The organism is Croceicoccus hydrothermalis, assembly GCF_022378335.1.
Taxonomy (GTDB): Bacteria; Pseudomonadota; Alphaproteobacteria; order Sphingomonadales; family Sphingomonadaceae; genus Croceicoccus; species Croceicoccus hydrothermalis.
Genome location: NZ_JAIQCI010000007.1, coordinates 78,181 through 103,676, shown reverse-complemented (window position 1 = coordinate 103,676; position 25,496 = coordinate 78,181). Strand labels below are relative to the sequence as shown.

Genomic DNA, 25,496 nt, shown 5'->3' with positions numbered 1-25,496 from the left:
GCTAGGGTCGAAGGCCGCGCCGGTCAACTCGTATCCGACGCATTTCCCGAACGCCGCGACACGGAATGCCGCGACAGGGGATGCCGCGCATTGACCAACGAGACGAGCCGCCCCGCATCGACATGGGTATAGATTTGCGTCGTCGCGATATCGGCATGGCCAAGCAGGCTTTGCAATACGCGCAGATCGGCCCCGCCCTCCAGCAGATGGGTGGCAAAGGCATGGCGAAGCACGTGCGGGCTGACCGATTCGGGTGCGATCCCGGCGCGCGCGGCCAGTTCGCGCAGCATCTGAAACAGGCGAACGCGGGTTATATGCGACCCGCGCGATGGGAAAAGGTAGCGCGATTCCGCATCGCGACCCGCCCCGCGCACCGCCGTCCAGTCGGAGAGCGCCGCCCGCGCCCGCCCGCTTACCGGCACGAGCCGTTCCTGCCCCCCCTTCCCCCTGACCGTCAGCAGCGGCGCATCGCGCGGCACCGCGCTCACCGGAAGCGAGACAAGCTCCGTGGCGCGCAGGCCCGATCCATAAAGCAGTTCGAGCAATGCCAGCATGCGCAGTGCCGCAGGTTTCGCCTCCGCCGCCTCATCCTCCGCACGAAGGAGCAGCGCCTCGACCTCGGCATGGGACAATATCCGCGGGAGGGGGCGACGCGTCGCCGGTTTCGGCAGTCCGCCCGAAGGGTCGTCGTCCCGCATGTGCGAATCGATCAGAAATCCATAGAACTGCCGCAGCGCGGAGCAGCGCCGCGCCACGCTCGACGGCGCAAGCTCCGACCATTGCGGGCCGAGCGCGGCAAGATCGTCCGGCCCGGCGCGAAGCAGCGAGGGCAACGCATCGCGCGCGGCATCGAGATCGCGGCGATAGGCGGCAATGGTATTGGCCGCCGCCCCCCGGTCCACCGCCGCCATTTCCAGAAACGCGTCGATCGCGGCACGGTCGGCACGTGCGCTTTCGCCGGCCGCTTCGCCGCTCACGCCCATATGCCCCGGTCCCGACGCACGCAACGCATGTCAGGCGCGCGCGACAGCCTCGGCCGCGATCATCCGAGCCTCCGCCCCCATGCCGGCGGCGTTGAGCGCGGACACGATGTGATAGAGGTAGAGCGGCGTCATCTTGCTCCAGTCGCTGCCCTGCATGCCGAGTGCGGCGAGATAGGTGACGAGCGGCTGATTCCGGCGCTGTGCCGAACGGGTGATCGCCTGGGTCCACCGGGCCCGGCGGGCAAGGTCGAAGCCCATGTCGCCCGCAAGTTCCGCACTCGTCCCATCGTCGAGCCGGCCCAGCCCGGCCAGCCCCGCGACGAGGAACGCGGCCTGACGCTCGCTCCCCACGTCCATGTAGTCACGCACCGCACCCTCGCTGACCTCGCCCGCGGCCGGATTGGCGAGCGAGAGCAGCGCCCACCCTTGCGACCCGGTCGGCACCACGCTAGCCCAGCGCAGCGCATTGCGGTCCAACCCTGCGGTCAGCATCGAGGCGATGAGCGGCCCTGCATCCTCGGCGAATTCTTCCGACGGCAGCAGTCGCGCCGCGGCATAGGCGGTGAGCACCTGGCGCGATTCGTAATTCGCCGCCGCCTCGCCGTCGGTCGCACGCTCGCCCCATATCTCACGGATGGCGGCGAACCGCTGTGCCGGGGTGCCGACATAGGCGGTGCGAAGCCGGTTCGCCTGCGCCGCCGCATCGCCGTCCATGTCGGTTTGCGCGTAAATCTGGGAATAGAGATCGACGAGCGCCGCGCTCGACAATATGCCTGCGGCGGCGGCGGCCTGGGCGCCCATTGCCCGTTCGCCGAGGCCGACATTGGGCGATGTCGCCGCATAATAGGCATAGCGCGGCCCGCCCGCGTCAACGAGTGCGGCCGGAACCGTGCCGCCCGTCGCGGTGGCAAGCGCATAGCGCCACGGCGTCAACTCATCCACATCGTCCCATTCCACGGTGACGGCGCGGCGTTCGGTGCCAAAGGCGCCCGCGTATTTCTGCGCGAGCAGGGCATCGATGGCGGGTGCCTCTTCGCGGCGCAACATGCGTTCGATACGGTCCATTCCGCTCGTCTCGCCCGAAAAGGTCGAGCATATCCCGCGCAGCAGGTTCCACTGCGCATCGTCCCGTTCCGCACCGTGCAGGCGCACCATCGGACATGCGCCGGTGATGTCCCCGTTGGCGAGATAGCTGTCATACGCCGCCGCGATCAGCGCGGGCGAATAATCGGCGGTGTCGACCTGTTGCACCATGGCGCGGGCGACCGTGCTTTCGCCAAGCCGCAACAGCGCCGCGGTGCGCAGCGCGGCGAATTCGACCCCGTCCATGCCGGACGGCGTTTCCAGCCGGCTGGCCAGCGCGCGGCGCAATGCGATATGGCCCCAGCGCGACACGAGCGGCCCCTCGATACCGTTGAGCACGTTGCGCACGAATAACCCGGCCGTATTGCCGAGCGAGGACGCCGCCATGCCGCGCTCCTCCGGGCCGAGCAGGCCGACCTCGTCCGTGGACCGACGCGCGGCGGGCGGGATGTCGAAACTCGGACGCAGGCCCAGCAATTCGTCGATCTCGTCGGTGTCCGCCGAATCGAGCGTATCGAGCTCGTTGATCCGGCGCAGGATTTCACGCGCGCGCTCGATCCCGCTCGTGGGCGCGGACGCGGCGGGGGTCGCCGTCGCCGACGATGCACCGCGCGAGGCGGAGCCGGATGCGGCGGGGCTGTCCGGTATGTCCTGCACCACGGGGCGCGACGTCGTCGCAGGCGCAGGAGCAGGCGTAGGCGCCGGGCGCGATGTGGGCGCGGGCCGGGGCGCGGGCGCCGGGGACGGGCGCGATGTCGGCGCCGGCCGGGGCGCGGGCGTGGGCGCCGGTGCCGGATCGTCGAAACCCGGCGGGAGGAGCGATTCCGGCGCGCCCTGCGCCTGAAGCGCGAGAACCGGCGCGCTGGCCAGCAAGAGAGCTATGAGAGCTTTGGTCTTCATCGGTGCATGCTCTTGTTCATTGTGCGCTTCGCGTCAATCGGCCCGTCGATATGGCGGGGGCCACCGGCCTCTCTCGCCGCATCATTCCGCCTTGCGTTCGTCCAGTGCGACCGGCTGTTCGATGATGCGGGTTTCCTCCCGCCCCCCGTCGATCCACGCATAGGCGACGATCGCCAGGATGAGGATGATCGCGGCCACCAGGCCCCTGCCAATGTGCATCGCGTTCGGCTCGTTCCCATTTTCGTACAATGCGGCCACGCGATCAATCGCGCCCGCACGCTTGCGCCGACGCCTAGCCCATCTATACGCGGTCCCGCAATGGATCACGCGCATGACAATTCGGACCAGGACGACCATGACGGCGCGGGGGGACCGCCGATGCCGTCCGGCGCCGCGATAGATACGCTCATCGCGCGGATCGATCGTCCCATCGTGCTGGTCGGGCTCATGGGTGTGGGCAAGTCCACCGTCGGGCGAAAGCTTGCGCAAGTGCTCGCGACCGCATTCGTCGATGCCGACGATGCCATTACCGAAGCCGCGCAAATGCCGATCCCTGACATCTTCGACCAGTATGGAGAGGCGCATTTTCGCGATGGCGAGCGCCGGGTGATCGCGCGTCTGATCGAGGAGAACACCGGGCGTGCCGCCGTCATCGCGACGGGCGGCGGTGCCTTTGCCGATGACGAGACGCGCAGCCTCATCCTCGATCGTGCGATTGCCGTATGGCTCGACGCGCGGATCGAGGTGCTGGCCGAACGGGTCGGGCGCAAGCAGACGCGTCCCCTGCTCATCGGGCGCGACCCGCATGAAGTGCTGGCCGACTTGCTGGCGAAACGCGGCCCCGCCTATGCGCAGGCCCCTATCCGCATCGTGAGCGATCAGGGGCCGCACGCGCATAGCGTGGCGCGCATCCTGGCGGCTTTGATGGAGTATGTGACATGACACACGAAACCGTCAGCGTGGAACTTGGTGCCGGATCGGCGAAGGACCGCAGCTACCCCGTGCTGGTCGGTGACGGGCTGATTGCGGATATTGCCGGACTGGCGGGCCCGTTGCTGCGCAAGCCGGTGGTGCCGATCGTGACCGATGCGAATGTCGCGCGCCTGTATCGCGGTGCGGTCGACGCCGCCTTGCACGCCGCGGGAAAGGACGCACGCTGGCTCGTCCTGCCGCCGGGCGAGGCGACGAAGGACTGGGCTCACCTTGCGAAGGTCAGCGATTTTTTCCTGACCGAAGGGGTCGAGCGGGGCGATCATGTCATCGCGCTGGGCGGCGGGGTCATCGGCGATCTCACCGGGTTTGCCGCCGCGATATTGAAGCGCGGATGCGGCTTCATCCAGATCCCGACGAGCCTGCTTGCCCAGGTGGACAGCAGCGTCGGCGGAAAGACCGCGATCAACACGCCTGCGGGCAAGAATCTCGTCGGCGCCTTTCACCAACCTGCGCTGGTGCTCGCCGACATCGGCGCGCTTGCCACCTTGCCGATGCGCGAATTGCGCGCAGGCTATGCCGAGGTCGTGAAATACGGATTGATCGACGACGCGCAGTTTTTCGAATGGTGCGAAACGAACGGCGCGGCCCTGCTCTCGGGCGATACGGATTTGCGCCGCCATGCGGTTACATGCTCCGTCGCGGCGAAGGCCCGCGTGGTCGCCGCGGACGAACGGGAATTGAGCGGGACCCGCGCGCTCCTCAATCTCGGCCATACGTTCGGCCATGCGCTGGAGGCTGAAACGGGATATTCCGATTGGCTTCTCCATGGGGAGGCCGTGGCGCTGGGCATGGTCCTTGCCGCACGCTACTCTGCGCGCCGCGGCCACATGGGCGTGGACGAGGCGGGCCGGATCGCCGCGCATTTCGCCGCATGCGGGATGATGGCGGAACTGTCCGATCTCGGTCTTGCGTGCAGCGGGCGGCGGCTCGCCGATCACATGCTCCATGACAAGAAGATGGATGCGGGCACGCTGCCTTTCGTGCTGATGCGCGGGATCGGTGCGGCCTTTCTCGACCGGGCGGTCGATATCGACGATATCGCCACCTTCATGACCGAGCAGCTTGCCTAAAGGCTCGTTTCCTCCGGCCCCAGAACCGAGCGCAGCGCCGTGAAATCGCGCGAGGGACCCTGACATATCACGCTCAGCGACCCGTCGGATTCCAGTACGACGGCGCTTACATTGGCGATCTTGCCTTCGCCGTGCTTGCGAATGGCCGCCTCGACCTCGCCTTTCGTGACACGTTCGTTGCGCAGCGCCTCGTCATGAAACTTGCCATCGGACAGCAACAGGCGCGGTTCGGACCGCAGCACCTTTGCAAAGCGATGGCTGAGGTTCGAAAGCCATGTCACGAGCATTTGCAACACCGCAAGCCCGAGCAGCGCCGCCACCCCTTCGGACAGGGAAATATCCTTCAACAGGATCGTGCTGGCCAGGATCGAGCCGAGCGCGATCGTGACCACGAAATCGAAGGCGTTTAGCTTTGACAAGGAGCGTTTGCCTGCCGCGCGCAGGATCACGATGATCAGCGCATAGGACGTCCCCGCCATCGCAAGGACTCTGAAGACCTGATCCCAACTATCGAAAAACATTAAAGAGTTCCTGTATCATTTGTCGCGCAAACCAAAGCATCATGCATCGGTTTCGTTCTTGCGCACCGGGTCGAGCACGCTGCGGGTCTTGGCCTTGGATCGCGGGATCACGCTGAACGTGCCGTCGCTTTCGAGTACGACGGCGGCAATATCCTCCCGGTCGCCGAAGCCTTTCTTGCGAATTTCGGACTCGACCTCGTGATAGGTGATGCGTTCGTCGCGCATCGCGTCATCGCAAAACGCCCCATTATCGAGGAGGAGCCGCGGTTCGGACCGGATCACCCGTTTGAACCTGTCGGAATGGATCGACCATTTCGATACGACCCATTGCAGGCCGCACAGCATGACAAACGCCATCACACCTTCGACATAAGCGACGTTTTCCGACAATAATATGCTGGCAAGAGTGGACCCCAACGCGACGGTGACGACGAAATCGAACACGTTCAACTTCGCCAGCGAACGCTTGCCGACGATGCGCAGGATCACGATCAACCCGATATAGGCGAATGTCGTCATGACGATCACCCGCTCGATCCCGAACCAGTTATCGTAAAACATCCTCGCCAGATCGGCGGCAATTTCTTCCAAGTCCATATCGGACCTTACGCGCCGCCGCCCGGTCGGTTCCGGTATCCGCCCGGCGCCGGTCATGCTTCATGGCAAAAGGTCGATCGCGGTAAAATCGTCGAGCATCGCGTCGCGCAGGATCGAACGATGGCATTTCGCGGCATCGCGGCAGAAGCAAAGCATGGCGGTGCGATGACGCAGCGCCAGATCGCGCAATTGCGCCCCGGCGGCGAGCGCCTCGGGCAGTTCGAGCTGTCCTTCGTAAAGGCGGGACAATGCGGCCCGGTCACCCTTGCGCGCGGCTTCCCGCCCCTCCTTCGGCGTGCCAAGCGGCTTCATGTGGCGATAGGCGATACCCGCCTCCTGCGCCGCACCGGCAAGCGCGGTCTTGGAAAACCCGGGCCTCCTCGACAAAGGCAAGGCCCGAACATCGACGAGCAGTTCGATCCCCGCCGCCGTCAGCGCGTCGATAACGGCGGGAACCGTCGCCTGTTCATACCCGATGGTCCAGATGCGGCGGGAAGCCTCGCTCAAAACAGGCGCGATCCATTCGGCACCGGGCGGTCCGGCGCGAACAGGACCACCTCGCCCGCCTCGTCCGCGAACCCGATGGTCAGCACCTCCGACTTGATCGGCCCGATCTGACGCGGCGGGAAATTCACCACCGCGGCGACCTGCCGGCCGACCAGATCCTCGCGCGTGTAATTCACGGTGATCTGCGCGCTGGATTTCCGGGTGCCGATCGCCGGGCCGAAATCGATGTGCAGGATATAGGCAGGCTTGCGCGCCTCCGGAAATTCGAGTGCCTCGACCACCGTGCCGATGCGGATGTCGGATTTCAGGAACGTCCCGAAATCCGTCTCCTCGGCCGGTGGGGCGGATGGATCGTGGTGAAGATGCATTATTCCAGTTCGAGGATGATGGCATCGACGGCAAGACTGTCGCCCTCCGCTGCCTCGACTGATTTTACGGTTCCGCTCTTTTCCGCGCGCAGGATGTTTTCCATCTTCATCGCCTCCACCGTGGCGAGCGGCTGACCCGCTTCGACCTTGTCGCCCTCACCCACGTGCAGCGAGACGAGCAGGCCCGGCATCGGGCATACGAGATATTTGCTCATGTCCGGCGGGATCTTTTCGATCATGTGCGACTGATGCTTGGCGACGCGGGTCGGCAACACGCGCAGGTCGTGGCTCGCCCCGCGCGTGATCAGGCGAAAGCCCGCCGGCTTCGGCTTGACCTGCACGGTGATGGTCTCACCGCCCTCGCCGTCTTCGTCGCTGTCGAAGGTGGCCTGCACGCTGCGCTGTCCCGGTGCGTATTCCATGGAAAGGTCGATGAGAGTATCGTCGACCTTGATCCGGTCGCCGGACAATTCGACGGTCATCACCTCGTCCTCGATCCACACGCTCCATTCGCCCGGTGCGTGGAGCCGGTTGCCGAGCTGTCCGTCGATGCGGCGGGCACGGTCGGCATGCGCGGCGGCGATGAACGCTCCTATCGCGGCGAGCTGCCTGCGCAGCGCCGCGTCCGCGGGTGCACCGTCGAAACCTTCAGGATATTCCTCCGCGATGAACCCGGTCGTCAGCTCGCCCGAACGGAACCGGGGATGCTGCATGATGGCGGAGAGGAAATCGATATTGTGGCCCAGCCCCTCGATCTCGAAAGCGTCCAGTGCGGCAATCTGAAGATCGGCGGCCTCGTCGCGGGTTTCGCCCCAGGTGACGAGTTTCGCGATCATGGGATCGTAGAACATCGACACCTCGCCGCCCTCGGCGACGCCTTCGTCGACGCGGATGCCATCGACGCCGCGAATGCCGCCCGTCCACCCGGCGACCGGCGGATCGTAACGCACGAGCCGCCCCGTGCTGGGCAGGAAACCGCGATAGGGATCCTCGGCATAGACGCGATTCTCGATCGCCCAGCCTTCGATCTTCACGTCGTCCTGCGTCATGTCGAGCTTTTCGCCGGCGGCGACGCGGATCATCTGCTCCACGATGTCGATGCCGGTGATCGCCTCTGTCACCGGATGCTCGACCTGAAGCCGGGTGTTCATTTCGAGGAAGTAGAAACTCTGCCCCGTCTTGTCCGCGCCCGACACGATCAGTTCGACCGTGCCCGCGCTGTAATAGCCGACCGCGCGTGACAGGGCGACCGCCTGCTCGCCCATGGCCTTGCGCATTTCGGGCGTGACGAAGGGCGACGGCGCTTCCTCGACCACTTTCTGGTGGCGCCGCTGGATCGAGCATTCGCGCTCGTTGAGGTAGAGGATGTTGCCGTGCTTGTCGCCGAGGATCTGTATCTCGATGTGGCGCGGCGATTCGATGAATTTCTCGATAAAGACGCGGTCGTCGCCGAAGGAGTTGAGCCCCTCGCGCTTGGTCGCCTCGAAGCCTTCCTCGACATCCTTGTCGTTCCAGGCGAGACGCATGCCCTTGCCGCCGCCGCCTGCGCTGGCCTTCATCATCACCGGGTAGCCGATCTTGTTCGCCCACTCGAGCGCCTCTGCCGTGGTGTCGATCGCGCCGCCCGAACCGGGAACGGTGTTCACCCCCGCCTTTTCGGCCAGTTTCTTGGACTCAATCTTGTCGCCCATCGCGGCAATGGCCTTCACGGGCGGGCCGATGAACTCGATCCCTGCATCGGCCAGCGCCTCGGCAAAGCTGGTGCGTTCGGACAGGAAACCATAGCCAGGGTGCACCGCATCGGCGCCGGTCCTTTTACACGCATCGATGATCTTGTCCGCGACGAGATAGCTTTCGGCCGCGGCGGCGGGGCCGATATGCACGGCCTCGTCCGCCATCTTCACGAAAGGCGCGCGCGCATCCGCATCGGAATAGACCGCGACGGTCGCGATGCCCATCTTCTTGGCCGACTTGATGACCCGGCACGCGATTTCGCCACGGTTTGCGATCAGGATTTTCTTGAACATCAATTCGTCTCACTCATTTCGCGCAGCTGTGCGTTGCGTGTTTCGGTCAGTTCTGTCAGGCAGCCATTGTGGATCAACGGGCGGATCGAGCCGCCGGCATATCGTGCCGCAACCGCCTCGCAATGCGCGTCCCGGAATGCGAGCCAGCGCCGCTGCGCCCGCAGCAGCTCGCCGAAAAGATCGCGGCTCTTCGCGACGTCGCGGGCGATTTTCCACTGCGCATTCAATGCCGCATCCGCCGCCTGATACTCGGCATAGGAGCACGCGTTCATGGCTGCCTGCGTCGTCGCGTTCTCGCAATCGGGCACCGCGGACGGCTCGGCAGCCGACTGCACCATCATGGCCAGCGCGAGGAAGATCATTCCGCCGCCTCCGCCACCGAAGCGGCAGGCATGTTATCGCAGCCCATCGTTTCGAGCCCGAGCCGTTCGAACAAGGCATCGTCCGCATCGTCACCCGCGTTCCCGGCGGTAAGCAATTTCTCCCCGCTGAAGATCGAGTTCGCGCCTGACAGAAAGCACAGCGCCTGCGTGCTGTCGGACATGCTTTCGCGCCCGGCGGACAGGCGTACCATGCTGTCCGGCATGGTGATGCGGGCGACCGCGACGGTGCGCACGAATTCGATCTCGTCGATCTTCGCCATCGGCGTATCGGCAAGCATATCGCCCAGCACCGTGCCCTTTACCGGGACCAGCGCATTGACGGGTACGCTTTCCGGGTGCGTTTCCATCGTCGACAGCGCGTGGATGAACCCGACGCGATCATCGCGCGTTTCGCCCATGCCGACGATGCCGCCACAACATACCTTTATCCCGGCACCGCGAACATTGCCGATCGTGTCGATGCGATCCTCGAACGTGCGGGTGGTGATGACGCGGTCGTAATATTCCGGTCCGGTGTCGATATTGTGGTTGTAGTAATCCAGCCCCGCCTCCGCGAGCTGATCCGCCTGCTCGGCATCGAGCATTCCGGCGGTCATGCAGGTTTCGAGACCCATCGCCTTGACCTGCCGCACCATTTCGGTGAGCGCCGGCATGTCGCGCGGCTTGGGATTGCGGAACGCCGCACCCATGCAAAAGCGGGTCGAGCCATGGTCCTTCGCCTGCGCCGCGGCCTGGATCACCTGACGCACATCCATGAGCTTGGTGGCCTTCACTCCGCTTTCGGCCTTCACCGATTGGGAGCAATAGCCGCAATCCTCGGGGCAGCCGCCAGTCTTGATCGACAGCAGCGTCGAACGCTGCACCGCGCCCGCCCGGTGATGATCGCGATGCACGGCGGCGGCGCGAAAGACAAGCTCGGTCAAGGGAAGGTCGAACAGCTCCGCAATCTCATCGCGGGTCCAGTCATTACGCAGCGCGCTCATTCGGCGGCATCCTTTTCTTCATCGTCGGCAGGGGGCATGTTGTGGCCAAGCAGGCGAAGCATGTCGGCGGCGCATTCCACGACATTGCTGCCGGGTCCGTAAATGCCCTGCACGCCGGAATCGCGCAGATATTGATAATCGGTGGCAGGAATGACGCCGCCCGCCGTCACCTTGATGTCGCTGCGTCCCGCATCCTTCAACAGGCGGATGAGTTCGGGGATCAACGTCTTGTGCCCGGCCGCAAGCGACGATGCGCCGATGATGTCGACATCGCGGTCGAGCGCCATTTCGAGCGTTTCCTGAGGCGTCTGAAACAGCGGCCCGGTGGTCACGTCGAACCCAATGTCGCCAAACGCGCTCGCGATGACATTCGCGCCGCGATCGTGGCCGTCCTGCCCCATTTTGGCGACCATGACGCGGGGCGCGCGGCCCATGCGGCGTTCGACCGCCTGCACCCCTTCGACGACGGCGCGGTACCGCGTATCCTCGGCATAGGCCTTGCCGTAGATTCCCTTTACCGGCGTCGGCATGGTGTCGTGACGGCCGAACACCGCCTCCATCGCATCCGAAATCTCGCCCAGCGTGGCGCGTTCGCGCGCGGCATCCACCGCGAGCGCCAGCACATTGCCGTCGCCGCGCGCGCCATCTTCCAAAGCTTTCAACGCGGCGCGGCATTTCGCCTCGTCGCGATTGGCGCGCGTCGTTTCGAGCCGGCGGATCTGCGACTGCCGCACGGCCGTGTTGTCGATGTCGAGCGTTTCGAGCTCGTCCTCGGCGGCCAAGCGATATTTGTTGACGCCGACGATGACGTCCTCGCCCTTGTCCACGCGGGCCTGACGCGATGCGGCGGCTTCCTCGATCATGCCTTTGGGCCATCCCGCCGCGACCGCCTTGGCCATGCCGCCTTCGGCCTGAACCTTTTCGATGATCGCCCACGCCTCGTCGACGAGGTTCTTGGTAAGCGCCTCGACGTAATAGGACCCGCCCAGCGGATCGACCACATTGGTCATGCCTGTCTCTTCCTGCAACACGATCTGCGTATTGCGGGCGATGCGGGCGGAAAAATCGGTGGGCAACGCAATCGCTTCGTCAAGCGCATTGGTGTGCAGCGATTGCGTACCGCCCAGCATGGCGGCCATCGCCTCCACCGTGGTGCGGATCACGTTGTTGTACGGATCCTGCTCGGTCAGCGAGACGCCGCTGGTCTGGCAATGGGTGCGCAGCATTTTCGAGCGTTCGGACTGCGCGCCAAGTTGCGTCATCGCCCGGTGCCAGAGCGTGCGCGCGGCGCGCAATTTCGCGACCTCCATGAAAAAGTTCATGCCGATCGCGAAGAAGAACGACAGCCGCCCGGCGAACCGGTCGATATCCAGCCCGCTATCCACGCCATATTTCACATATTCCATGCCATCGGCGATGGTGAAGGCAAGCTCCTGCACCTGCGTCGCGCCGGCCTCCTGCATGTGATAGCCGGAAATGGAGATCGAGTTGAACTTCGGCATGTGATCCGCCGTATAGGCGAAGATGTCGGAGATGATCCGCATGCTGGGTTCGGGCGGGTAGATATAGGTGTTGCGGACCATGAACTCCTTCAGAATGTCGTTCTGAATGGTGCCCGTCAGCTGATCCGGGGTGACGCCCTGTTCCTCCGCCGCGATGATGTAGAACGCAAGACACGGGATCACGGCGCCGTTCATCGTCATCGACACGCTCATCTTGTCGAGCGGGATCTGATCGAACAGGATCTTCATGTCCTCGACACTGTCGATCGCGACGCCCGCCTTGCCGACGTCGCCGACGACGCGGGGGTGGTCGCTGTCATAGCCGCGATGGGTCGCAAGGTCGAACGCGACCGAAAGCCCTTTCTGTCCGGCGGCGAGATTGCGGCGGTAGAACGCGTTCGATTCCTCCGCCGTGGAAAAACCCGCATATTGCCGGATCGTCCATTTGCGGCCCGCGTACATGCTGGCCTTCACCCCGCGCGTATAGGGCGCGAAACCGGGCAGGCCGGGATCCCAACCGGCGAGATCGTCTTTTGTATACAACGGCTTCACGTCGATACCTTCGGGCGTTTCCCAGGTAAGGTCGCGGCCCTTCACTTCCTTTGCGGCCAATGCCTCCCAATCGGAAAGGGTCGGCGCGGTATCCTCCGCCTTGGCCGGGGCGGCGGGCTTTGTGCCGGTCGCGCCGGCATCCTCGCCGGTGTGCGTCTCGATCTTCGGATCGTTTTGATCGGGTGTGCTCATGATCTGTCCTGTCGGCCCCTAGCGGCCCTTGAATTCGGGTTTGCGCTTTTCGCGAAAGGCGGCGATCGCCTCTGCGAAATCCTGCGTGAAGCCGGCCGTGCTTTGATGCGCGCGTTCCATATCGAGGCTGGCTTCGAAACCGTGGTCGAGCGCGTGAAGCACCTGCGCACGGATCAGGCCGATGGACTTGCTCGGTCCCTGCGCGAGCCGCGACGCCAACGCCTTCGCCTCGTTTAACGCGGTTCCGTCATCGACGACGCGGGACACCAGCCCGGCATCATGGGCCGCCGCCGCATCGATCTTTTCACCGCTGAGCAACATATCCATCGCCCGCGCTTTGCCCACGCTGCGCGTCAGGTGCCACGTGGTGCCCGCATCGGGAACCAGCCCGATATTGACGAACGCGAACAGCAGATAGGCCGACCGTTCGGCAATGACGATATCGCCGCCGATGGCGAAACCGGCGCCCGCCCCCACCGCCGGGCCGTTCATCGCGACGATCAACGGTATGCGAAGATCGGCGATCGCACGCGCGACGGGATTGTAATACAGATCGATATTCTCGCCCGCATCGGCGGACATGCGCCCCCGCTGCTTCAGATCCGCGCCGGAGCAGAACGACGCCCCCGCCCCGGTCAGAACCAGGGCGCGCGCGCCGGCCTCCTCCGCCCCGGAAATGCCCGCCGCCAGCGCCGTCAGCAATTCGGGCGACAGCGCATTCATGCTGTCCGCCCGGTTCATGGTCAGGACGACGACATCGCCTTCGCGCTGGGTAAGAAGCACCTGTGTCATCGTCAATGCGCCTGTTTCGGCGTTTCCATGATCTCGGTCAGTTGGCCGAGCATGTCCTTGGGATGAAGGAAGAAGATCGGCGTGCCATGCGCCCCGATGCGCGTCGGGCCGAGAATACGCTTGCCCATCGCCTCGAACTCGGCGCGCGCTTCGGCAATATCGGGCACTTCGTAACAGATGTGATGCTGCCCGCCCGCAGGATTCTTTGCCATGAAGCCGGCGACCGGCGATTTTTCATCCAGCGGGGACAGCAATTCGACCTGCGTCCCTTCTGTTTCGTCATGTCCGGGCGTGTGCACGAAACACACGCGCACCCCCTGTTCGGGCAGGTCGAACGGTTCGGTTACCTGCCGTGCACCCATCGTGTCACGATAATGCGCGATGGCTGCGTCGATGTCGGGCACGGCGACGCCGACATGGTTCATGCGTCCAAGCTTCATGAAAGAACCCCGAAAAGAATGCTGACGATCACGATGATCGCGATGAAGACGAGACCGAATTTCGCGAGCCGGGTCATGACGCCACCTTACAACGGGATATTGTCATGTTTCTTCCATGGGTTGGCGAGTTCCTTGTTCCGCAGCTTGCGCAGGCCCAATGCCACGCGGCGGCGGGTGGAATGCGGCATGATCACCTCGTCGATGAAGCCTTTCGACGCCGCGACGAAGGGATTGGCGAAGCGATCCTCGTATTCCTTCGTTTTCTGCGCGATGCCTTCCTCGTCGAGATTGCGGAAGATGATCTCCACCGCGCCCTTTGCGCCCATCACCGCGATTTCCGCGGTCGGCCATGCGTAGTTGAGATCGCCGCGCAAATGCTTGGACGCCATCACGTCATAGGCCCCGCCATACGCCTTGCGCGTGATGACCGTGATCTTGGGCACCGTCGCCTCGGCATAGGCGAAGAGCAGCTTGGCCCCGTGCTTGATGATGCCGTTGTGTTCCTGCGCCGTGCCGGGAAGGAAGCCGGGCACTTCAACGAAGGTGATGATCGGAATGTTGAACGCATCGCAGAAACGCACGAAACGGGCGGCCTTCTTCGCCGAATTGATGTCGAGCACACCAGCCAGCACCATGGGCTGGTTTGCGACGATGCCGACGCTGCGCCCCTCGACCCTGCCGAAGCCGCAGATGATGTTCGCGGCATGCCTGGGCTGAACCTCGAAGAAATCGCCCTCGTCCACCGTTTTGCGAATGACCTCATGCATGTCGTAGGGCTGGTTCGCATTGTCAGGGATGATCGTGTCGAGGCTTTCCTCAAGCCTGTCCCACGGATCGTTGGTGGGCCGCTCGGGCACTTCGTCGCGGTTGGATAGCGGCAGGAAATCGAAGAAATCGCGCGCCTGCAACAGGGCGACAATGTCGTTCTCGCACGCGAGATCGGCAACGCTGGTCTTCGTCGTGTGGGTGCTCGCCCCGCCTAGCTCTTCCTGCGTGACGACCTCGTTCGTCACCGTTTTAACCACGTCGGGCCCGGTCACGAACATGTAGCTGCTATCCTCCACCATGAAGATGAAGTCGGTCATCGCCGGCGAATAGACCGCCCCGCCCGCGCATGGCCCCATGATGAGCGACAATTGTGGAATGACGCCCGATGCCAGCACGTTGCGCTGAAACACCTCGGCATAGCCGCCCAGCGATGCGACGCCTTCCTGAATCCGGGCGCCGCCGCTGTCGTTGAGGCCGATGACAGGCGCGCCAAGCTTCATCGCCGTGTCCATCACCTTGCAGATCTTTTCCGCGTGACGTTCCGACAGCGACCCGCCGAAAACGGTGAAATCCTGGCTGAATACATAGACGAGGCGGCCATTGATCGTGCCGCTGCCGGTGACGACGCCGTCGCCGGGGATGTGGTTTTCGTCCATGCCGAAATCGACGCAATTATGCTCCACATAAGTGTCGATCTCTTCGAAACTTCCTTCGTCGAGGAGGATTTCGAGCCGTTCGCGTGCGGTCAGCTTGCCCTTGGCGTGCTGTGCATCGATGCGTTTCTGTCCGCCACCCATGCGGGCGGCCTCGCGGCGGCGTTCGGTTTCGGCGATGTTCGCGGACATCCAGCTCTCCGTTCAGGCTACAGGCGTATTGTCGCGCGATGTATGGCGCAGGGCCGCCGCAGATGTCCAATGCGAATTTGCAAAATCGGCGCGGTGGGTTTTGCAAAACCGCGGCGATGCGCTACGCCCATCGGATGCCGAGACAACAGCGCATCTTTGCGGGAAAGACCCTTCGCGCCCTTCGCGACATGCGCGGGCTGCGACAGGCGGACATGGCCCGCGACCTCGGCATTTCGGTCAGCTATCTCAGCCAGATCGAGCATGATCACCGCCCGCTGACCGCGCCGCTCATTGCCGGGTTGTCGCGCCGGTTCGGCGTATCGCTCGACGATTTCGGCGGCGACAGCTCGGACGCGCGGGCAGAGGCGCTGCGCCGCGCCGCCGCCGATCCGATCTTCGCCGAACCGCTCGACGATGCGCAGACCCTGCGCGCGGTGCGGCAGCAGCCGCATCTTTCGGAACGCTTCATTCAGCTACACGCCGCCTATCGCGATGCGGGCGAAAGGCTGCTCATGCTGGATGAGGCCTTGTCGAGTGACGGCACCGCCGGCACCCGCCTGCCGTGGGAGGAGGTGCGCGACTGGTTCCACGATGCGGGCAATTACGTCGATACGCTGGATTGCGCGGCAGAATCGCTGGCCCGCGAAATGTCCGGAGGAGCGCCCTCCCCGCCGTTTTCCAACCTCGCCCGATTTGCGCGCACGCGGTTGAACGTGAGCCTGGCCGACGGGGGCGGGACCGTCCTGCGCCAGTTCGAGACGGATACGCGCGCGCTCACGCTCGACCGTGCGCAGCCACCCGAAACACGCCGGTTTCAACTCGCGCATCAAATCGCGGCGCTTGCCCTTTCGCGCGAGATCGCCGGCGTCGTCGATGCCTCCGGCCTGAGTTCGCCCGCCGCGCGGCAATTGCTGTCGGTTGGGCTTGCCAATTATACGGCTGGCGCGATCATGATGCCGTATGCCGCATTTCGCGAAGCGGCGCGTGAGCAGCGGCATGACATCGACCGGCTGCGCCAGATCTTCGGCGTCAGTTTCGAACAGTCCTGTCACCGTCTGTCCACGCTGCAACGGCCCGACATGCGCGGTATTCCTTTCTTTTTCTGCCGCGTCGACATGGCGGGCAACATCACCAAACGCCATTCCGCGACGCCGTTGCAATTCGCGCGTTTCGGCGGCGCGTGCCCGCTGTGGATCGTGCACGAGGCGGTGGCGATACCCGACCGTATCCTGACGCAGCTGGCCGAAACGCCCGATGGCGTTCGCTATGTCTCGATGGCGAAGGGGTTGGTGAAACCATCGGGCAGCTTTGCGCGGCAACCGCGCCGCTATGCCGTCGCGCTGGGGTGCGAGGCCGGGCACGCGGGCGAGTTCATCTATGCCGACGGGCTCGACACCAATGCCCGTCATGCGGCCACGCCGATCGGCATATCATGCAGGATCTGCCCGCGTGACAATTGCGATCAGCGTGCCTTCCCGCCGGGCGACCGGGCCATCGTCGTCGATCGCGACGAACGCGGGGTCGTGCCCTATCGCATTGCGTGATCGGGCGGCGCTTCCAACGAAAACGGCCCGCCCCCGGGGTGGGGAGCGGGCCGCATTTCTACCGCAGAGGCGACAGGATCAGAACTGAAACACCACCGCCGCGTTCGGGCGGAAGGATTCGAAATCCTTGAACGTGTCGACGCCGATGCGCAGACGCACGCCGCTTTCGCCGGTCACGCCGCCAAGGCCGATGTCCTTCGTGCCGACCTCGGCGCCGATGCCGTAGATCACGCCATCGCGGTCACGGCTGCTCGGCCCGCCGTCGGTGTCGAGGAAATCGTCTTCGGCATAGTTGTTCTCGCCTTCGAGCCACATGTAGCCGACCCGGCCGAAAAACATGCCGGATTCGCCGACACGCACGCCAAAGCGGCCTGCCGCGCCATATTCCCAGTCAATGTCGGAAAAGCCGTAGGAGCCGAAGCCTTCCGCGCCGACGAAAAACGCGCCGAGCGGAACGTTCGCGCCAACGGTGCCGGTGATCACGGCGCCTTCGGTGGAATCTTCGAAGGCGATCGTGCCCGGATTACCGGAGCGGTCGAAATCGTGATAGCCGCCGCCGATCGCCACATAGGGTTCGAAACCGAATGCGTCGGTGCCGTCGGGTGCTTCCTGCGCGAAGGCCTGCGCTGGGAACAGCGCGGCGCCAGCGGCGAGGAGAAGTGCGGTTTTGGTGTTCATAAAATTCAATTCCTAATATTCGTTTTATCAGTTCCCCGGCCGCACAACCGGGCACCGACGGTGGAGTTCCAGTTCCCGGCGGAACCGAACTTTAGTGTGTTATTTAAGCAACTTCTCGCACATGCAGACGAATCCGGATCAGCAATGCTGCATGGCATCAAACATGTATGCACCCTGTATGAAACATGGCGTTGCGCACCCGATTTGTGCCCCTGCCGCACCGCCGGCCCACATCGTCGCACGGCCGGCGCCGGTGCCGCCTATTTCATCAGCACGAGTTCTTCCGCCATGGTGGGATGGATCGCGACGGTCGCATCGAAATCCGCCTTGGTCAGACCGGCTTTCACCGCGATGGCGGCGCCCTGCATGATCTCGGCAGCGTCGGGACCGATCATGTGCAGCCCGACGACGCGTTCGTTTTCGCCCTCGCAAATCATCTTGTAAAGGCCGCGCTCATTCCGCCCCGCCACGACGTTCTTCATCGGACGGAAATCGGATTGATAGACCTTGATCGTGCCGAGCTTGTCGCGGGCCTCCCCTTCGGTCATGCCGACGCTGGCGAGCGGGGGATGGCTGAAGACCGCGCTCGGGATACAGTCGTAGCTGACCGAGGTGGGCTTGTTCCCGAACACGGTGTCGGCGAATGCCTGGCCCTCGCGAATGGCCACCGGCGTCAATTGCACCCGGTCGGTCACGTCGCCCACGGCATAGATATGGTCAATATTGGTCTTGGAAAACCGGTCGACCTTTACCGCGCCGCGCGCATCGACCTCGACGCCCGCAGTTTCCAGCCCCAGCCCCCGTGTATTGGGAAGCCGGCCCGTCGCGAAGAGCACGCAATCGACATCGATGTCATCGTGATTCGTCATCGACACGCGCAGGCTGCCGTCGTCGTTCTTCTCGATCCCGCGGAAATCCGCGTTGAAGCGGAACTCGATCCCCTTCATGAGCGAAATCTGAAGGAGACGGTCGCGCAGGCTTTCGTCATATCCGCGCAAAAGCTGATCGGAGCGATTGATGAGCGTGACCTTCGATCCGAACTGGTGAAAGATCCCGGCGAATTCGTTGGCGATATAGCCGGCCCCGGCAATCAGCATGCGCTTGGGTATGGCGTCGAGATGGAACGCCTCATTGCTCGTGATGCCGTGCTCGTGCCCCGGACATTGCGGCACATGGGGATGCGCGCCGACCGCGATGAGAATGTGCCTTGCCGTGACCGTGCGCCCTGATGACAGCGTGATTTCGTGCGGGCCGGTCAGAACCGCACGCTCGTTGATGATCTCGACCGCATTGTTTTCCAGCGTCTGACGATACAGCCCGTTCAGCCTGTCGACATCGGCCAGAACATTGTCGCGCAGTTTTTTCCAGTTGAACTGACACTCGCCCAGTTCCCAGCCAAATTGCTGCGCATCTTCAAGATCCTCGGCGAAATGCGCCCCATAGACGAGCATCTTTTTCGGCACGCAGCCGCGGATGACGCAGGTCCCGCCGACGCGAAATTCCTCGGCTACGGCGACTTTCGCGCCATGAGAAGCCGCCACGCGGCTCGCGCGCACGCCGCCCGAACCGGCACCGATGGTAAAAAGATCGTAGTCGAATTCGGACATGTTGGCTCCTTTTTCCTGTGCGCACGATATGGCGAAGGGATAGGCGTTTTTCCAACCCCAATCCGCGAAAGGCACCGCCGCCCGGACGACGCGCACGAAAAAGGCCGGCGGATCGCGATGATCCACCGGCCTCGTTCACCATCCGGGCTGGCGGACAATGCCGCCGCGCGCCGGATTATGCGAGATCAGATCTCGTCGGCGGCTTCGCCCATCTGGTCGGCCTGCTCGTCGAGCTGCTCTTCCTGCATTTCCATGCCCTGCTCGTCGGCGAGGTCGGCCTGCTCTTCGAGGATGTCTTCCTGCGATTCCAGCTTCTGCTCCTGAACTTCTTCAGCAGCATTGTCGGCGCCGCAAGCGGCGAGCGTTGCGAACGAAGCAGCGGCGAGAACGGTAACGATCTTCTTCATGGTATATCCCCTTCTGGTTGGAATGGCGCCTCAATGGCACGAACGAAATGGCAAGGCAAGCGATTTGCCACTTTTTTGACACATTTGATGAAAATCAAATCAGCCGTCCAATCCCGCGGCGCGAAGCAATGCCTTTGTCGAGGAATCGAAATTGCCCCCTTCGCCGCGTTCTATCTCGTTCGCGATGCGCTTGCCAAGCTCCACGCCGAACTGATCGAACGGATTGATGCCCAGCAACACCGCCGCACTGAACGTGCGATGCTCATGAAATGCAATAAGGGCACCAAGCGTTCCCGGCGACACCGTATCGCACAGGATCGTGGCCGAAGGGCGATTGCCGGGATAGCGGCGCGCGCCATCCTGCGCATCCGCGCCGGCCATCAAGGCCGCTCCTTGCGCGAAACAATTGGTGAGCAGGATCCGGTGGTGCGCCTCGTCGAGATCGTGGCCGGGTTCCTTTGCCGCGATGAAATCGACCGGAACCTCGAACGTGCCTTGATGAAGCAGTTGAAACACCGCGTGTTGCGCATCCGTGCCGGTCCCGCCCCAGGTGATCGGCGCGCTGGGCCGCGGGAGGGGTTCGCCGTTCGCGGTCACGGATTTCCCGTTCGATTCCATCTCAAGCTGTTGCAGATAGTCGGGAAACAGGTCGAGCCGCTCGTCATAGGCGAAAACGGCGCGCGTCTGACACCCGCGTGCCTGTGTGTAGAGAAGGTCGGCGAACGCGGCGCGCAGCGGAAGGTTCGCGGCCCCGCTCTCGTTCGCGAAATGCTCGTCGATGGCCGCCGCGCCCGCCAGCATCGCGGCAAACCCGTCATAGCCGATCGCCATCGCGACCGGAAACCCGATCGACGACCACAGCGAGTAGCGCCCGCCCACACTCTCCGAAAACGGCAGCACGCGCGTTTCGTCAATGCCCCATTCGACGGCCTTTTCCGGGCTCGCCGTGAGCGCCACGACACGCCCATGCGGATCGGCAACGCCCGATTCCTCAAGCCATTGGACCGCGCTTGCGGCATTGGTCATCGTCTCGATCGTGGTGAATGTCTTGGACGCGACCGCGATCATAGTGTGGGCCGGATCGCACGCCTCGAACGCGGCTTCGAGCGCGTTGCCGTCGATGTTCGACACGACATGCACGTCGATCCGCGCGCGAAATTCCGCCGTCGGCCGCGCCAGCGCATCGACCGCGAGCGCCGGCCCCAGCGCGGAGCCGCCGATGCCGATGTGAATGAGATGGCGAATATCGCCGAGCGCACCCTCGTGGATCGCCTCGACCAGCAATTGCATACGCCGATGCAATGCTTCTGCTTCCTCGACACTGGCGTCGGCGCCCATGCCGCGTTGCGCCGTATGTTCGGCGGCGCGTCCTTCGGTCGGATTGGCGATGCCGCCGGTCAGCATGAGCTGACGCGCCGCATCGAAATCCATCGCATCGCAAAGCTGCTCGAACCGGGCGATGGTGTCGTCGTCGAGATGGGTCTTCGACCAATCGAAAAGAATATCGCCGCCCGGCAGCGCGAGCGTCTGGGCAAGCCTGTCCACCCGATTCCCGTCATTTTCGAACAGGGTCTGCAACGTGGGCCGGTCCTGCTTTGCGATCGTGTCCCAGATTTCGGCAGCCTTGGAAGTGTCGTGCGTCATTTTCGGTCGGTGTCCTTATCCTTGCGGGTCCTGCCCTGTTTGCGCCGGGACGTTGCAGGCGCCCCTGGCCGCAATTGACTTTGCATGGCGGCATTCCTGCCCTATGCCGCTGGCCTTGACCAGCAGCAAGCAGACGAAACCTGTATGAACGATTTGGCGACCCCCGATAAGGCCAAGGGGAAGGAAAAGAAGGAAGACAGCTTCGTCGTTTTCCTGATCAAGCTTGCGGTGATCGTGTTCGTCTTTCGCAGCTTCATCTATTCGCCGTTCAACATTCCATCGGAATCGATGCAGCCGCGCCTGCTCATCGGCGATTACCTGCTCGCTGCGAAATGGCCTTATGGCTATACACGCTATTCCCTGCCGGGGGGCATTCCGCTCATCCCCGACCGCATCTTGGCGAGCGATCCCGAACGCGGCGACATCGCGATCTTTCGCGGGACGAAGACCGATTTCGACCTCATCAAGCGTGTCATCGGGCTTCCCGGCGACCAGGTTCAGGTGCGCGAGGGGCAATTGTTCCTCAACGGCACGGCGGTTCCAAAGGAGCGGATCGAGGATTTCGTCATTCCGGTGACGCAGAACATGATCGACGCCGCCGAGCTTGCCGGGCGCCCGTCACCCTGCCGCGACGAAAGCTTCGTCGAAACCGGTCCGGGCGGGGGCGATTACTGTCGCTACCCGCGCTACCGCGAGACATTGCCGGGCGGCAAAAGCTACGAGGTGCTTGATCTCGGCATGAGCTGGCCTGACAATACGCCGGTCTTCACCGTGCCGGAGGGTCATTTCTTTGCCATGGGCGACAATCGCGACAATTCGCAGGACAGCCGCTTTCCCGCAACGCCCACCGGCGGGCTTGGATACATTCCGATGAATCACCTCATCGGCAAGGCCCATGTCATGATGTTCAGCACGGATGGATCCTCGCACCTCTGGAACCCGATAAGCTGGTTCGAGGCAACACGGTGGAGCCGCATCGGGGGCACGTTCTGATGCCGTCCCTTGGCGCCGAAACGCGGGACTGGATCGAGCGGAACATCGGTGCGAAACCGGACGATGCGCGCCTCTGGCTCGCCGCGTTCACCCATGGCAGCACCGGCGAATCGCTCGATTATCAACGGCTCGAATTTCTGGGCGACCGGGTTCTCGGGCTGACGATCGCGCAATGGCTCTATGAACAGAATGGCGACGCCGAGGGCACGCTCTCACAGCGGTTGAACGCGCTTGTCAGCCGGCGGACATGTGCACAGGTCGCACGCAGGGTCGGCCTACCCGCGCATATAAGGCTCGGCAAACAAGCGAATGCCGATGGCGGGCGGGAAAGCGACAATATCCTTGGCGACGTAACCGAATCGGTCATCGGTGCCTGCTTTGTCGCGCAAGGGTTCGACACGGCCAGCGCCATGGTCCGCCGATGGTGGCAGGACGCGATGCACGGGCACGAAGGGCGCAGCAAGCACCCCAAATCCGCGCTTCAGGAATGGGCCGCCGGCAATCAGCGCCGCATGCCTGAATATGAACTGGTCGAACGATCCGGTCCCGACCACGCCGCACATTTCACCGTCCGGGTCACGATCCACAATGTCGGCGATGCGGTCGGCAAGGGCGACAGCAAGCAGCAGGCGGAAACCAACGCCGCCGCCGCGTTTTTGGAACAACATGGCTGATACGAACGAAAATTCCTTGCAGGACCATACCTCGCCCGAACAGGGTACGAAATGCGGGGTGGTCGCCGTGCTCGGCCCGCCCAATGCGGGCAAATCGACACTGGTCAATCAGCTCGTCGGGCAGAAGGTCGCGATTACGAGCGCGAAGACGCAGACGACGCGTGCGCGCTTGCTCGGCATCGCGCTTCACGACGAGACGCAGATCATCCTTGCCGATACGCCCGGCATTTTCGCGCCGCGCCGACGGCTCGACCGCGCGATGGTCAGCGCGGCATGGGAAGGCGCGCATGCCGCCGATGCCATTGTCCTGCTGATCGACCCGGTGAAGCAGCGGCGGCACGAGCTGATGCCGCTCATCGAAAGCCTGAAGGACCGGCCCGAACGCAAGTTGCTCGCGCTCAACAAGGTCGATGCCTCGCCCAAGGAGCCTTTGCTCGCGCTCGCGCAGGAGCTGGCCGATGGCGGGCTCTTCGACGAGGTGTTCTTCATCTCCGCCCTGACCGGCGATGGCGTTCCGGAATTAAAGGCGCATCTCGCCTCGCTGATGCCCGAAGGACCGTGGCACTACCCCGAAGACCAGGTTTCGGATGCGAGCGAACGGCTGCTGGCGGCCGAAATCACGCGCGAACAGCTTTATCGGCAATTGCACGACGAATTGCCCTATGACAGCGCGGTGCGGCCCGAAGCCTACAAGCATCGCAAGGACGGATCGGTCGAAATTCACCAGCAGATCGTCGTCGGCCGCGAAAGCCAGCGCCCCATCGTCCTGGGCAAGCGCGGCGCGAGGATCAAGGCCATCGGCGAGGCGGCGCGGACCGAGCTTTCGGAACTGCTCGGCCACAAGGTTCACCTTTTCCTCCACGTGAAGGTCGAGGAAGGCTGGGACGAAAATCGCGAACATTACGAGGCGATGGGCCTCGACTGGGTGAAATAGCGCCTAAGCTCCGACATCCTGCGCGGTGACGGGACCGGGCTGCGATGCGACGGTGCGGGTGCGGAACATGCTGCACCCTGCCGCCGCGATCGCCAGAACCGCCGATACGATCAACGGCACGGGCCCCAGCCCCAGGCCGAGCGACAGGATGACACCGACCATCGCCGCCGCCGTCGTCTGTCCGAACAGGCGCGCGGTGGACAAGAGCCCGCCTGCCGCCGCCGAACGATCCTCCGGCGTGCTGCCGATCAGGAGGCGCGAATTGGGCGCGAAGAAAAATCCGAACCCCAGCGCCACGATCGTCAGCCGCCATGCGATGCCGAACCATCCCGGCTGCTCCGGCATGAAGATCATGAGCATCAGCCCGAAAATCGTCACCGCCATCCCGGCCACGCCCAGTTTCGTCGACGCGACCCGATCCGACAACCAGCCCGCCAGCGGCGAAATCACCAGCAACGTCAAGGGATAGGGCAGCAGCAGCAAGCCCACCTGATCCGGCGAATATCCCATCGCCTGTTCGAACAGGAACGGCAGCGACACGATGAGCACGGCACTGGAACAGAACACCGCCACCGCGGCGAGCGCGCTCAATCCGACCGACGGGATCGCATGATATCCACTGGCACGATCGGACGCTGACGCCCGCGTTCCCGGCGGATGAGAAGAGCACTCGATACGACGCCCGCCGCGATGATCGCAAGGCCATAGAACAGGTCGCCCGCATGGGTCGAGATCTGCACCCCGCCGATCAGCATGGCGACCGTTACCGCGCTCCACAGCGCGCTGATGATATCGCCGCGCACGTTCCCCGCCGGTTGCCGCGGCGATTCCGGCAAGGAACGGCCGAGGAGAAGCGAGAATACGGCAAAGGGCGCCGCCGCCACGAAAACGAGTTGCCACGGAAGATCCGCGACGATGAAGCCGCCCAGTGTCGGCGCGATGGCCGCCGCCGTCGCGATGACAACGGAATTGAAGCCCAGCCCGCTGCCCAGTGCCGCCCGCGGATAGATCCGGCGCAATACCGCCACCGAAACCGCAAGCGCCATGCTCGCGCCCAAAGCCTGCCCCACGCGCAGGATGAGCAGCATCGCAAAGCTGTCCACGAAATAGCACAGCGCCGAGGCCAGGCAGAATATCACCTGCCCCGTTTGATAGAGGCGGCGATGCCCGATCCCGTCGCCCAGCTTTGCAAAGGGGAGCAGACCCATCACCATGACGAGTTGATACAGCGTGATGACATTTGTCACCGCCGCCTCGGTCACGTTGAGTTCGCGCGCCAGCGTCGGCAGCGCGACATTGGCGATGCTTCCGTCGATGACGAGGACCGCCACCCCGAAACTGACCGCCGCAATCGCGACGAGCCGGCGCGGCATGGGCAGTCCGTCCCACCCATCGGACGAGTTTTTGCCGCCACCGTCCGTATCGGTGTCGGAAATGGTTCGCGTTTGCAGCATGGCGTTCAAACGGTGACGCCCCGACCCGGTTCCCTTGTCCGGATCGGGGCGTGTA

At 63.9% G+C, this 25,496-nt stretch carries 25 protein-coding genes; 6 read left to right on the top strand and 19 right to left on the bottom strand.

The genetic code is table 11. The features are described from left to right. Positions 1 to 23: 23 nt before the first annotated feature. Positions 24 to 977: a tyrosine recombinase gene (locus tag K4G67_RS07670; RefSeq protein WP_338026404.1), complete on the bottom strand. Its 954-nt coding sequence runs from the start codon at positions 975 to 977 to the stop codon at positions 24 to 26. Positions 978 to 1,013: 36 nt separating this feature from the next. Beyond that, entirely contained in the window at positions 1,014 to 2,966 is a 1,953-nt protein-coding gene (locus tag K4G67_RS07665; protein WP_239805798.1) for a hypothetical protein, read from the bottom strand. A 318-nt stretch (positions 2,967 to 3,284) separates the two neighbouring features. Between K4G67_RS07665 and K4G67_RS07660 the strand changes: the two genes are divergently transcribed. After that, on the top strand, positions 3,285 to 3,908 hold the full coding sequence (locus tag K4G67_RS07660; RefSeq protein WP_420830010.1) for a shikimate kinase: 624 nt from the start codon (positions 3,285 to 3,287) through the stop codon (positions 3,906 to 3,908). After that, positions 3,905 to 5,029 carry a 3-dehydroquinate synthase gene (gene aroB / locus K4G67_RS07655; protein WP_239805797.1) on the top strand — a complete coding sequence of 375 codons (1,125 nt, stop codon included), beginning with the start codon at positions 3,905 to 3,907 and terminating at the stop codon, positions 5,027 to 5,029. Before K4G67_RS07660 ends, aroB begins: the two co-directional genes overlap by 4 nt. On the opposite strand, the gene K4G67_RS07650 is transcribed toward aroB, so the two are convergent. From K4G67_RS07650 to K4G67_RS07600, 11 genes are all read right to left on the bottom strand, one after another. After that, positions 5,026 to 5,550: a DUF421 domain-containing protein gene (locus K4G67_RS07650; RefSeq protein ID WP_239805796.1), complete on the bottom strand. Its 525-nt coding sequence runs from the start codon at positions 5,548 to 5,550 to the stop codon at positions 5,026 to 5,028. The genes aroB and K4G67_RS07650 overlap by 4 nt on opposite strands. Before the next feature lie 39 nt (positions 5,551 to 5,589). Next, entirely contained in the window at positions 5,590 to 6,204 is a 615-nt protein-coding gene (locus K4G67_RS07645) for a DUF421 domain-containing protein (RefSeq protein ID WP_239805795.1), read from the bottom strand. Positions 6,205 to 6,207: 3 nt separating this feature from the next. Continuing rightward, on the bottom strand, positions 6,208 to 6,654 hold the full coding sequence (locus tag K4G67_RS07640; protein ID WP_239805794.1) for a DUF488 domain-containing protein: 447 nt from the start codon (positions 6,652 to 6,654) through the stop codon (positions 6,208 to 6,210). Continuing rightward, the gene (locus tag K4G67_RS07635; RefSeq protein ID WP_239805793.1) at positions 6,651 to 7,022 is read right to left on the bottom strand and encodes a tRNA-binding protein; all 372 of its coding nucleotides are present in this window, start codon (positions 7,020 to 7,022) and stop codon (positions 6,651 to 6,653) included. Before K4G67_RS07635 ends, K4G67_RS07640 begins: the two co-directional genes overlap by 4 nt. Continuing rightward, entirely contained in the window at positions 7,022 to 9,049 is a 2,028-nt protein-coding gene (locus K4G67_RS07630; RefSeq protein WP_239805792.1) for an acetyl-CoA carboxylase biotin carboxylase subunit, read from the bottom strand. Before K4G67_RS07630 ends, K4G67_RS07635 begins: the two co-directional genes overlap by 1 nt. Next, positions 9,049 to 9,411 (bottom strand): lysozyme inhibitor LprI family protein, encoded by a 363-nt coding sequence (locus K4G67_RS07625; protein WP_239805791.1) that lies wholly within the window; start codon positions 9,409 to 9,411, stop codon positions 9,049 to 9,051. Before K4G67_RS07625 ends, K4G67_RS07630 begins: the two co-directional genes overlap by 1 nt. Next, positions 9,408 to 10,415 (bottom strand): biotin synthase BioB, encoded by a 1,008-nt coding sequence (gene bioB / locus K4G67_RS07620; protein ID WP_239805790.1) that lies wholly within the window; start codon positions 10,413 to 10,415, stop codon positions 9,408 to 9,410. The genes K4G67_RS07625 and bioB overlap by 4 nt, the downstream gene beginning before the upstream one ends. Next, the gene (gene scpA, locus K4G67_RS07615) at positions 10,412 to 12,661 is read right to left on the bottom strand and encodes a methylmalonyl-CoA mutase (protein WP_239805789.1); all 2,250 of its coding nucleotides are present in this window, start codon (positions 12,659 to 12,661) and stop codon (positions 10,412 to 10,414) included. Before scpA ends, bioB begins: the two co-directional genes overlap by 4 nt. A gap of 18 nt (positions 12,662 to 12,679) precedes the next feature. After that, the gene (locus K4G67_RS07610) at positions 12,680 to 13,453 is read right to left on the bottom strand and encodes an enoyl-CoA hydratase-related protein (protein ID WP_239805788.1); all 774 of its coding nucleotides are present in this window, start codon (positions 13,451 to 13,453) and stop codon (positions 12,680 to 12,682) included. A gap of 2 nt (positions 13,454 to 13,455) precedes the next feature. Continuing rightward, entirely contained in the window at positions 13,456 to 13,893 is a 438-nt protein-coding gene (mce, locus tag K4G67_RS07605; RefSeq protein WP_239805787.1) for a methylmalonyl-CoA epimerase, read from the bottom strand. Positions 13,894 to 13,979: 86 nt separating this feature from the next. Next, the gene (locus K4G67_RS07600; RefSeq protein WP_239805786.1) at positions 13,980 to 15,506 is read right to left on the bottom strand and encodes an acyl-CoA carboxylase subunit beta; all 1,527 of its coding nucleotides are present in this window, start codon (positions 15,504 to 15,506) and stop codon (positions 13,980 to 13,982) included. Positions 15,507 to 15,640: 134 nt separating this feature from the next. Between K4G67_RS07600 and K4G67_RS07595 the strand changes: the two genes are divergently transcribed. Beyond that, a complete protein-coding gene (locus K4G67_RS07595; RefSeq protein WP_239805785.1) occupies positions 15,641 to 17,050 on the top strand; it encodes a helix-turn-helix domain-containing protein in 1,410 nt (469 codons plus the stop codon). A 78-nt stretch (positions 17,051 to 17,128) separates the two neighbouring features. On the opposite strand, the gene K4G67_RS07590 is transcribed toward K4G67_RS07595, so the two are convergent. The 4 genes from K4G67_RS07590 to pgi all read right to left on the bottom strand — a co-directional run bounded on the left by K4G67_RS07590 (position 17,129) and on the right by pgi (position 21,386). After that, positions 17,129 to 17,728 (bottom strand): opacity protein, encoded by a 600-nt coding sequence (locus tag K4G67_RS07590; protein ID WP_239805784.1) that lies wholly within the window; start codon positions 17,726 to 17,728, stop codon positions 17,129 to 17,131. A 260-nt stretch (positions 17,729 to 17,988) separates the two neighbouring features. Continuing rightward, the gene (gene gor, locus K4G67_RS07585; protein WP_239805783.1) at positions 17,989 to 19,335 is read right to left on the bottom strand and encodes a glutathione-disulfide reductase; all 1,347 of its coding nucleotides are present in this window, start codon (positions 19,333 to 19,335) and stop codon (positions 17,989 to 17,991) included. A 185-nt stretch (positions 19,336 to 19,520) separates the two neighbouring features. After that, entirely contained in the window at positions 19,521 to 19,742 is a 222-nt protein-coding gene (locus tag K4G67_RS07580) for a hypothetical protein (RefSeq protein ID WP_239805782.1), read from the bottom strand. A 99-nt stretch (positions 19,743 to 19,841) separates the two neighbouring features. Beyond that, on the bottom strand, positions 19,842 to 21,386 hold the full coding sequence (gene pgi / locus K4G67_RS07575; protein WP_239805781.1) for a glucose-6-phosphate isomerase: 1,545 nt from the start codon (positions 21,384 to 21,386) through the stop codon (positions 19,842 to 19,844). 144 nt (positions 21,387 to 21,530) lie between these two features. On the opposite strand from pgi, the gene lepB reads away from it, so the two are divergent. Genes lepB through era form a run of 3 tightly spaced genes read left to right on the top strand, consistent with a single transcriptional unit; the run spans position 21,531 to position 23,987 of the window. Then, positions 21,531 to 22,379, top strand: coding sequence for a signal peptidase I (gene lepB, locus K4G67_RS07570; RefSeq protein WP_239805780.1), 849 nt, complete (start codon positions 21,531 to 21,533; stop codon positions 22,377 to 22,379). After that, positions 22,379 to 23,053, top strand: a complete 675-nt coding sequence (gene rnc, locus K4G67_RS07565; RefSeq protein ID WP_239805779.1) for a ribonuclease III — start codon at positions 22,379 to 22,381, stop codon at positions 23,051 to 23,053. Before lepB ends, rnc begins: the two co-directional genes overlap by 1 nt. Further along, positions 23,046 to 23,987, top strand: coding sequence for a GTPase Era (gene era / locus K4G67_RS07560; RefSeq protein ID WP_239805778.1), 942 nt, complete (start codon positions 23,046 to 23,048; stop codon positions 23,985 to 23,987). Before rnc ends, era begins: the two co-directional genes overlap by 8 nt. 3 nt (positions 23,988 to 23,990) lie before the next feature. Here era and K4G67_RS07555 read toward each other — a convergent pair whose 3' ends face one another. Both K4G67_RS07555 and K4G67_RS07550 read right to left on the bottom strand, forming a co-directional pair. Continuing rightward, complete coding sequence (locus tag K4G67_RS07555) at positions 23,991 to 24,578, bottom strand: MFS transporter (RefSeq protein WP_239805777.1); 588 nt, start codon at positions 24,576 to 24,578, stop codon at positions 23,991 to 23,993. After that, on the bottom strand, positions 24,575 to 25,441 hold the full coding sequence (locus K4G67_RS07550) for an MFS transporter (protein WP_239805776.1): 867 nt from the start codon (positions 25,439 to 25,441) through the stop codon (positions 24,575 to 24,577). The genes K4G67_RS07555 and K4G67_RS07550 overlap by 4 nt, the downstream gene beginning before the upstream one ends. Positions 25,442 to 25,496: the final 55 nt, after the last annotated feature.

Excerpts from the sequence above, each read along its gene's own strand:
- K4G67_RS07665 (WP_239805798.1), bottom strand. The coding sequence starts at position 2,966 with ATGAAGACCAAAGCTCTCATAGCTCTCTTGCTGGCCAGCGCGCCGGTT.
- K4G67_RS07660 (WP_420830010.1), top strand. The coding sequence starts at position 3,285 with ATGGATCACGCGCATGACAATTCGGACCAGGACGACCATGACGGCGCG.
- aroB (WP_239805797.1), top strand. The coding sequence starts at position 3,905 with ATGACACACGAAACCGTCAGCGTGGAACTTGGTGCCGGATCGGCGAAG.
- K4G67_RS07650 (WP_239805796.1), bottom strand. The coding sequence starts at position 5,550 with ATGTTTTTCGATAGTTGGGATCAGGTCTTCAGAGTCCTTGCGATGGCG.
- K4G67_RS07645 (WP_239805795.1), bottom strand. The coding sequence starts at position 6,204 with ATGACCGGCGCCGGGCGGATACCGGAACCGACCGGGCGGCGGCGCGTA.
- K4G67_RS07635 (WP_239805793.1), bottom strand. The coding sequence starts at position 7,022 with ATGCATCTTCACCACGATCCATCCGCCCCACCGGCCGAGGAGACGGAT.
- K4G67_RS07630 (WP_239805792.1), bottom strand. The coding sequence starts at position 9,049 with ATGTTCAAGAAAATCCTGATCGCAAACCGTGGCGAAATCGCGTGCCGG.
- K4G67_RS07625 (WP_239805791.1), bottom strand. The coding sequence starts at position 9,411 with ATGATCTTCCTCGCGCTGGCCATGATGGTGCAGTCGGCTGCCGAGCCG.
- bioB (WP_239805790.1), bottom strand. The coding sequence starts at position 10,415 with ATGAGCGCGCTGCGTAATGACTGGACCCGCGATGAGATTGCGGAGCTG.
- scpA (WP_239805789.1), bottom strand. The coding sequence starts at position 12,661 with ATGAGCACACCCGATCAAAACGATCCGAAGATCGAGACGCACACCGGC.
- K4G67_RS07610 (WP_239805788.1), bottom strand. The coding sequence starts at position 13,453 with ATGACACAGGTGCTTCTTACCCAGCGCGAAGGCGATGTCGTCGTCCTG.
- mce (WP_239805787.1), bottom strand. The coding sequence starts at position 13,893 with ATGAAGCTTGGACGCATGAACCATGTCGGCGTCGCCGTGCCCGACATC.
- K4G67_RS07600 (WP_239805786.1), bottom strand. The coding sequence starts at position 15,506 with ATGTCCGCGAACATCGCCGAAACCGAACGCCGCCGCGAGGCCGCCCGC.
- K4G67_RS07595 (WP_239805785.1), top strand. The coding sequence starts at position 15,641 with ATGCCGAGACAACAGCGCATCTTTGCGGGAAAGACCCTTCGCGCCCTT.
- K4G67_RS07590 (WP_239805784.1), bottom strand. The coding sequence starts at position 17,728 with ATGAACACCAAAACCGCACTTCTCCTCGCCGCTGGCGCCGCGCTGTTC.
- gor (WP_239805783.1), bottom strand. The coding sequence starts at position 19,335 with ATGTCCGAATTCGACTACGATCTTTTTACCATCGGTGCCGGTTCGGGC.
- K4G67_RS07580 (WP_239805782.1), bottom strand. The coding sequence starts at position 19,742 with ATGAAGAAGATCGTTACCGTTCTCGCCGCTGCTTCGTTCGCAACGCTC.
- pgi (WP_239805781.1), bottom strand. The coding sequence starts at position 21,386 with ATGACGCACGACACTTCCAAGGCTGCCGAAATCTGGGACACGATCGCA.
- lepB (WP_239805780.1), top strand. The coding sequence starts at position 21,531 with ATGAACGATTTGGCGACCCCCGATAAGGCCAAGGGGAAGGAAAAGAAG.
- rnc (WP_239805779.1), top strand. The coding sequence starts at position 22,379 with ATGCCGTCCCTTGGCGCCGAAACGCGGGACTGGATCGAGCGGAACATC.
- era (WP_239805778.1), top strand. The coding sequence starts at position 23,046 with ATGGCTGATACGAACGAAAATTCCTTGCAGGACCATACCTCGCCCGAA.
- K4G67_RS07550 (WP_239805776.1), bottom strand. The coding sequence starts at position 25,441 with ATGCTGCAAACGCGAACCATTTCCGACACCGATACGGACGGTGGCGGC.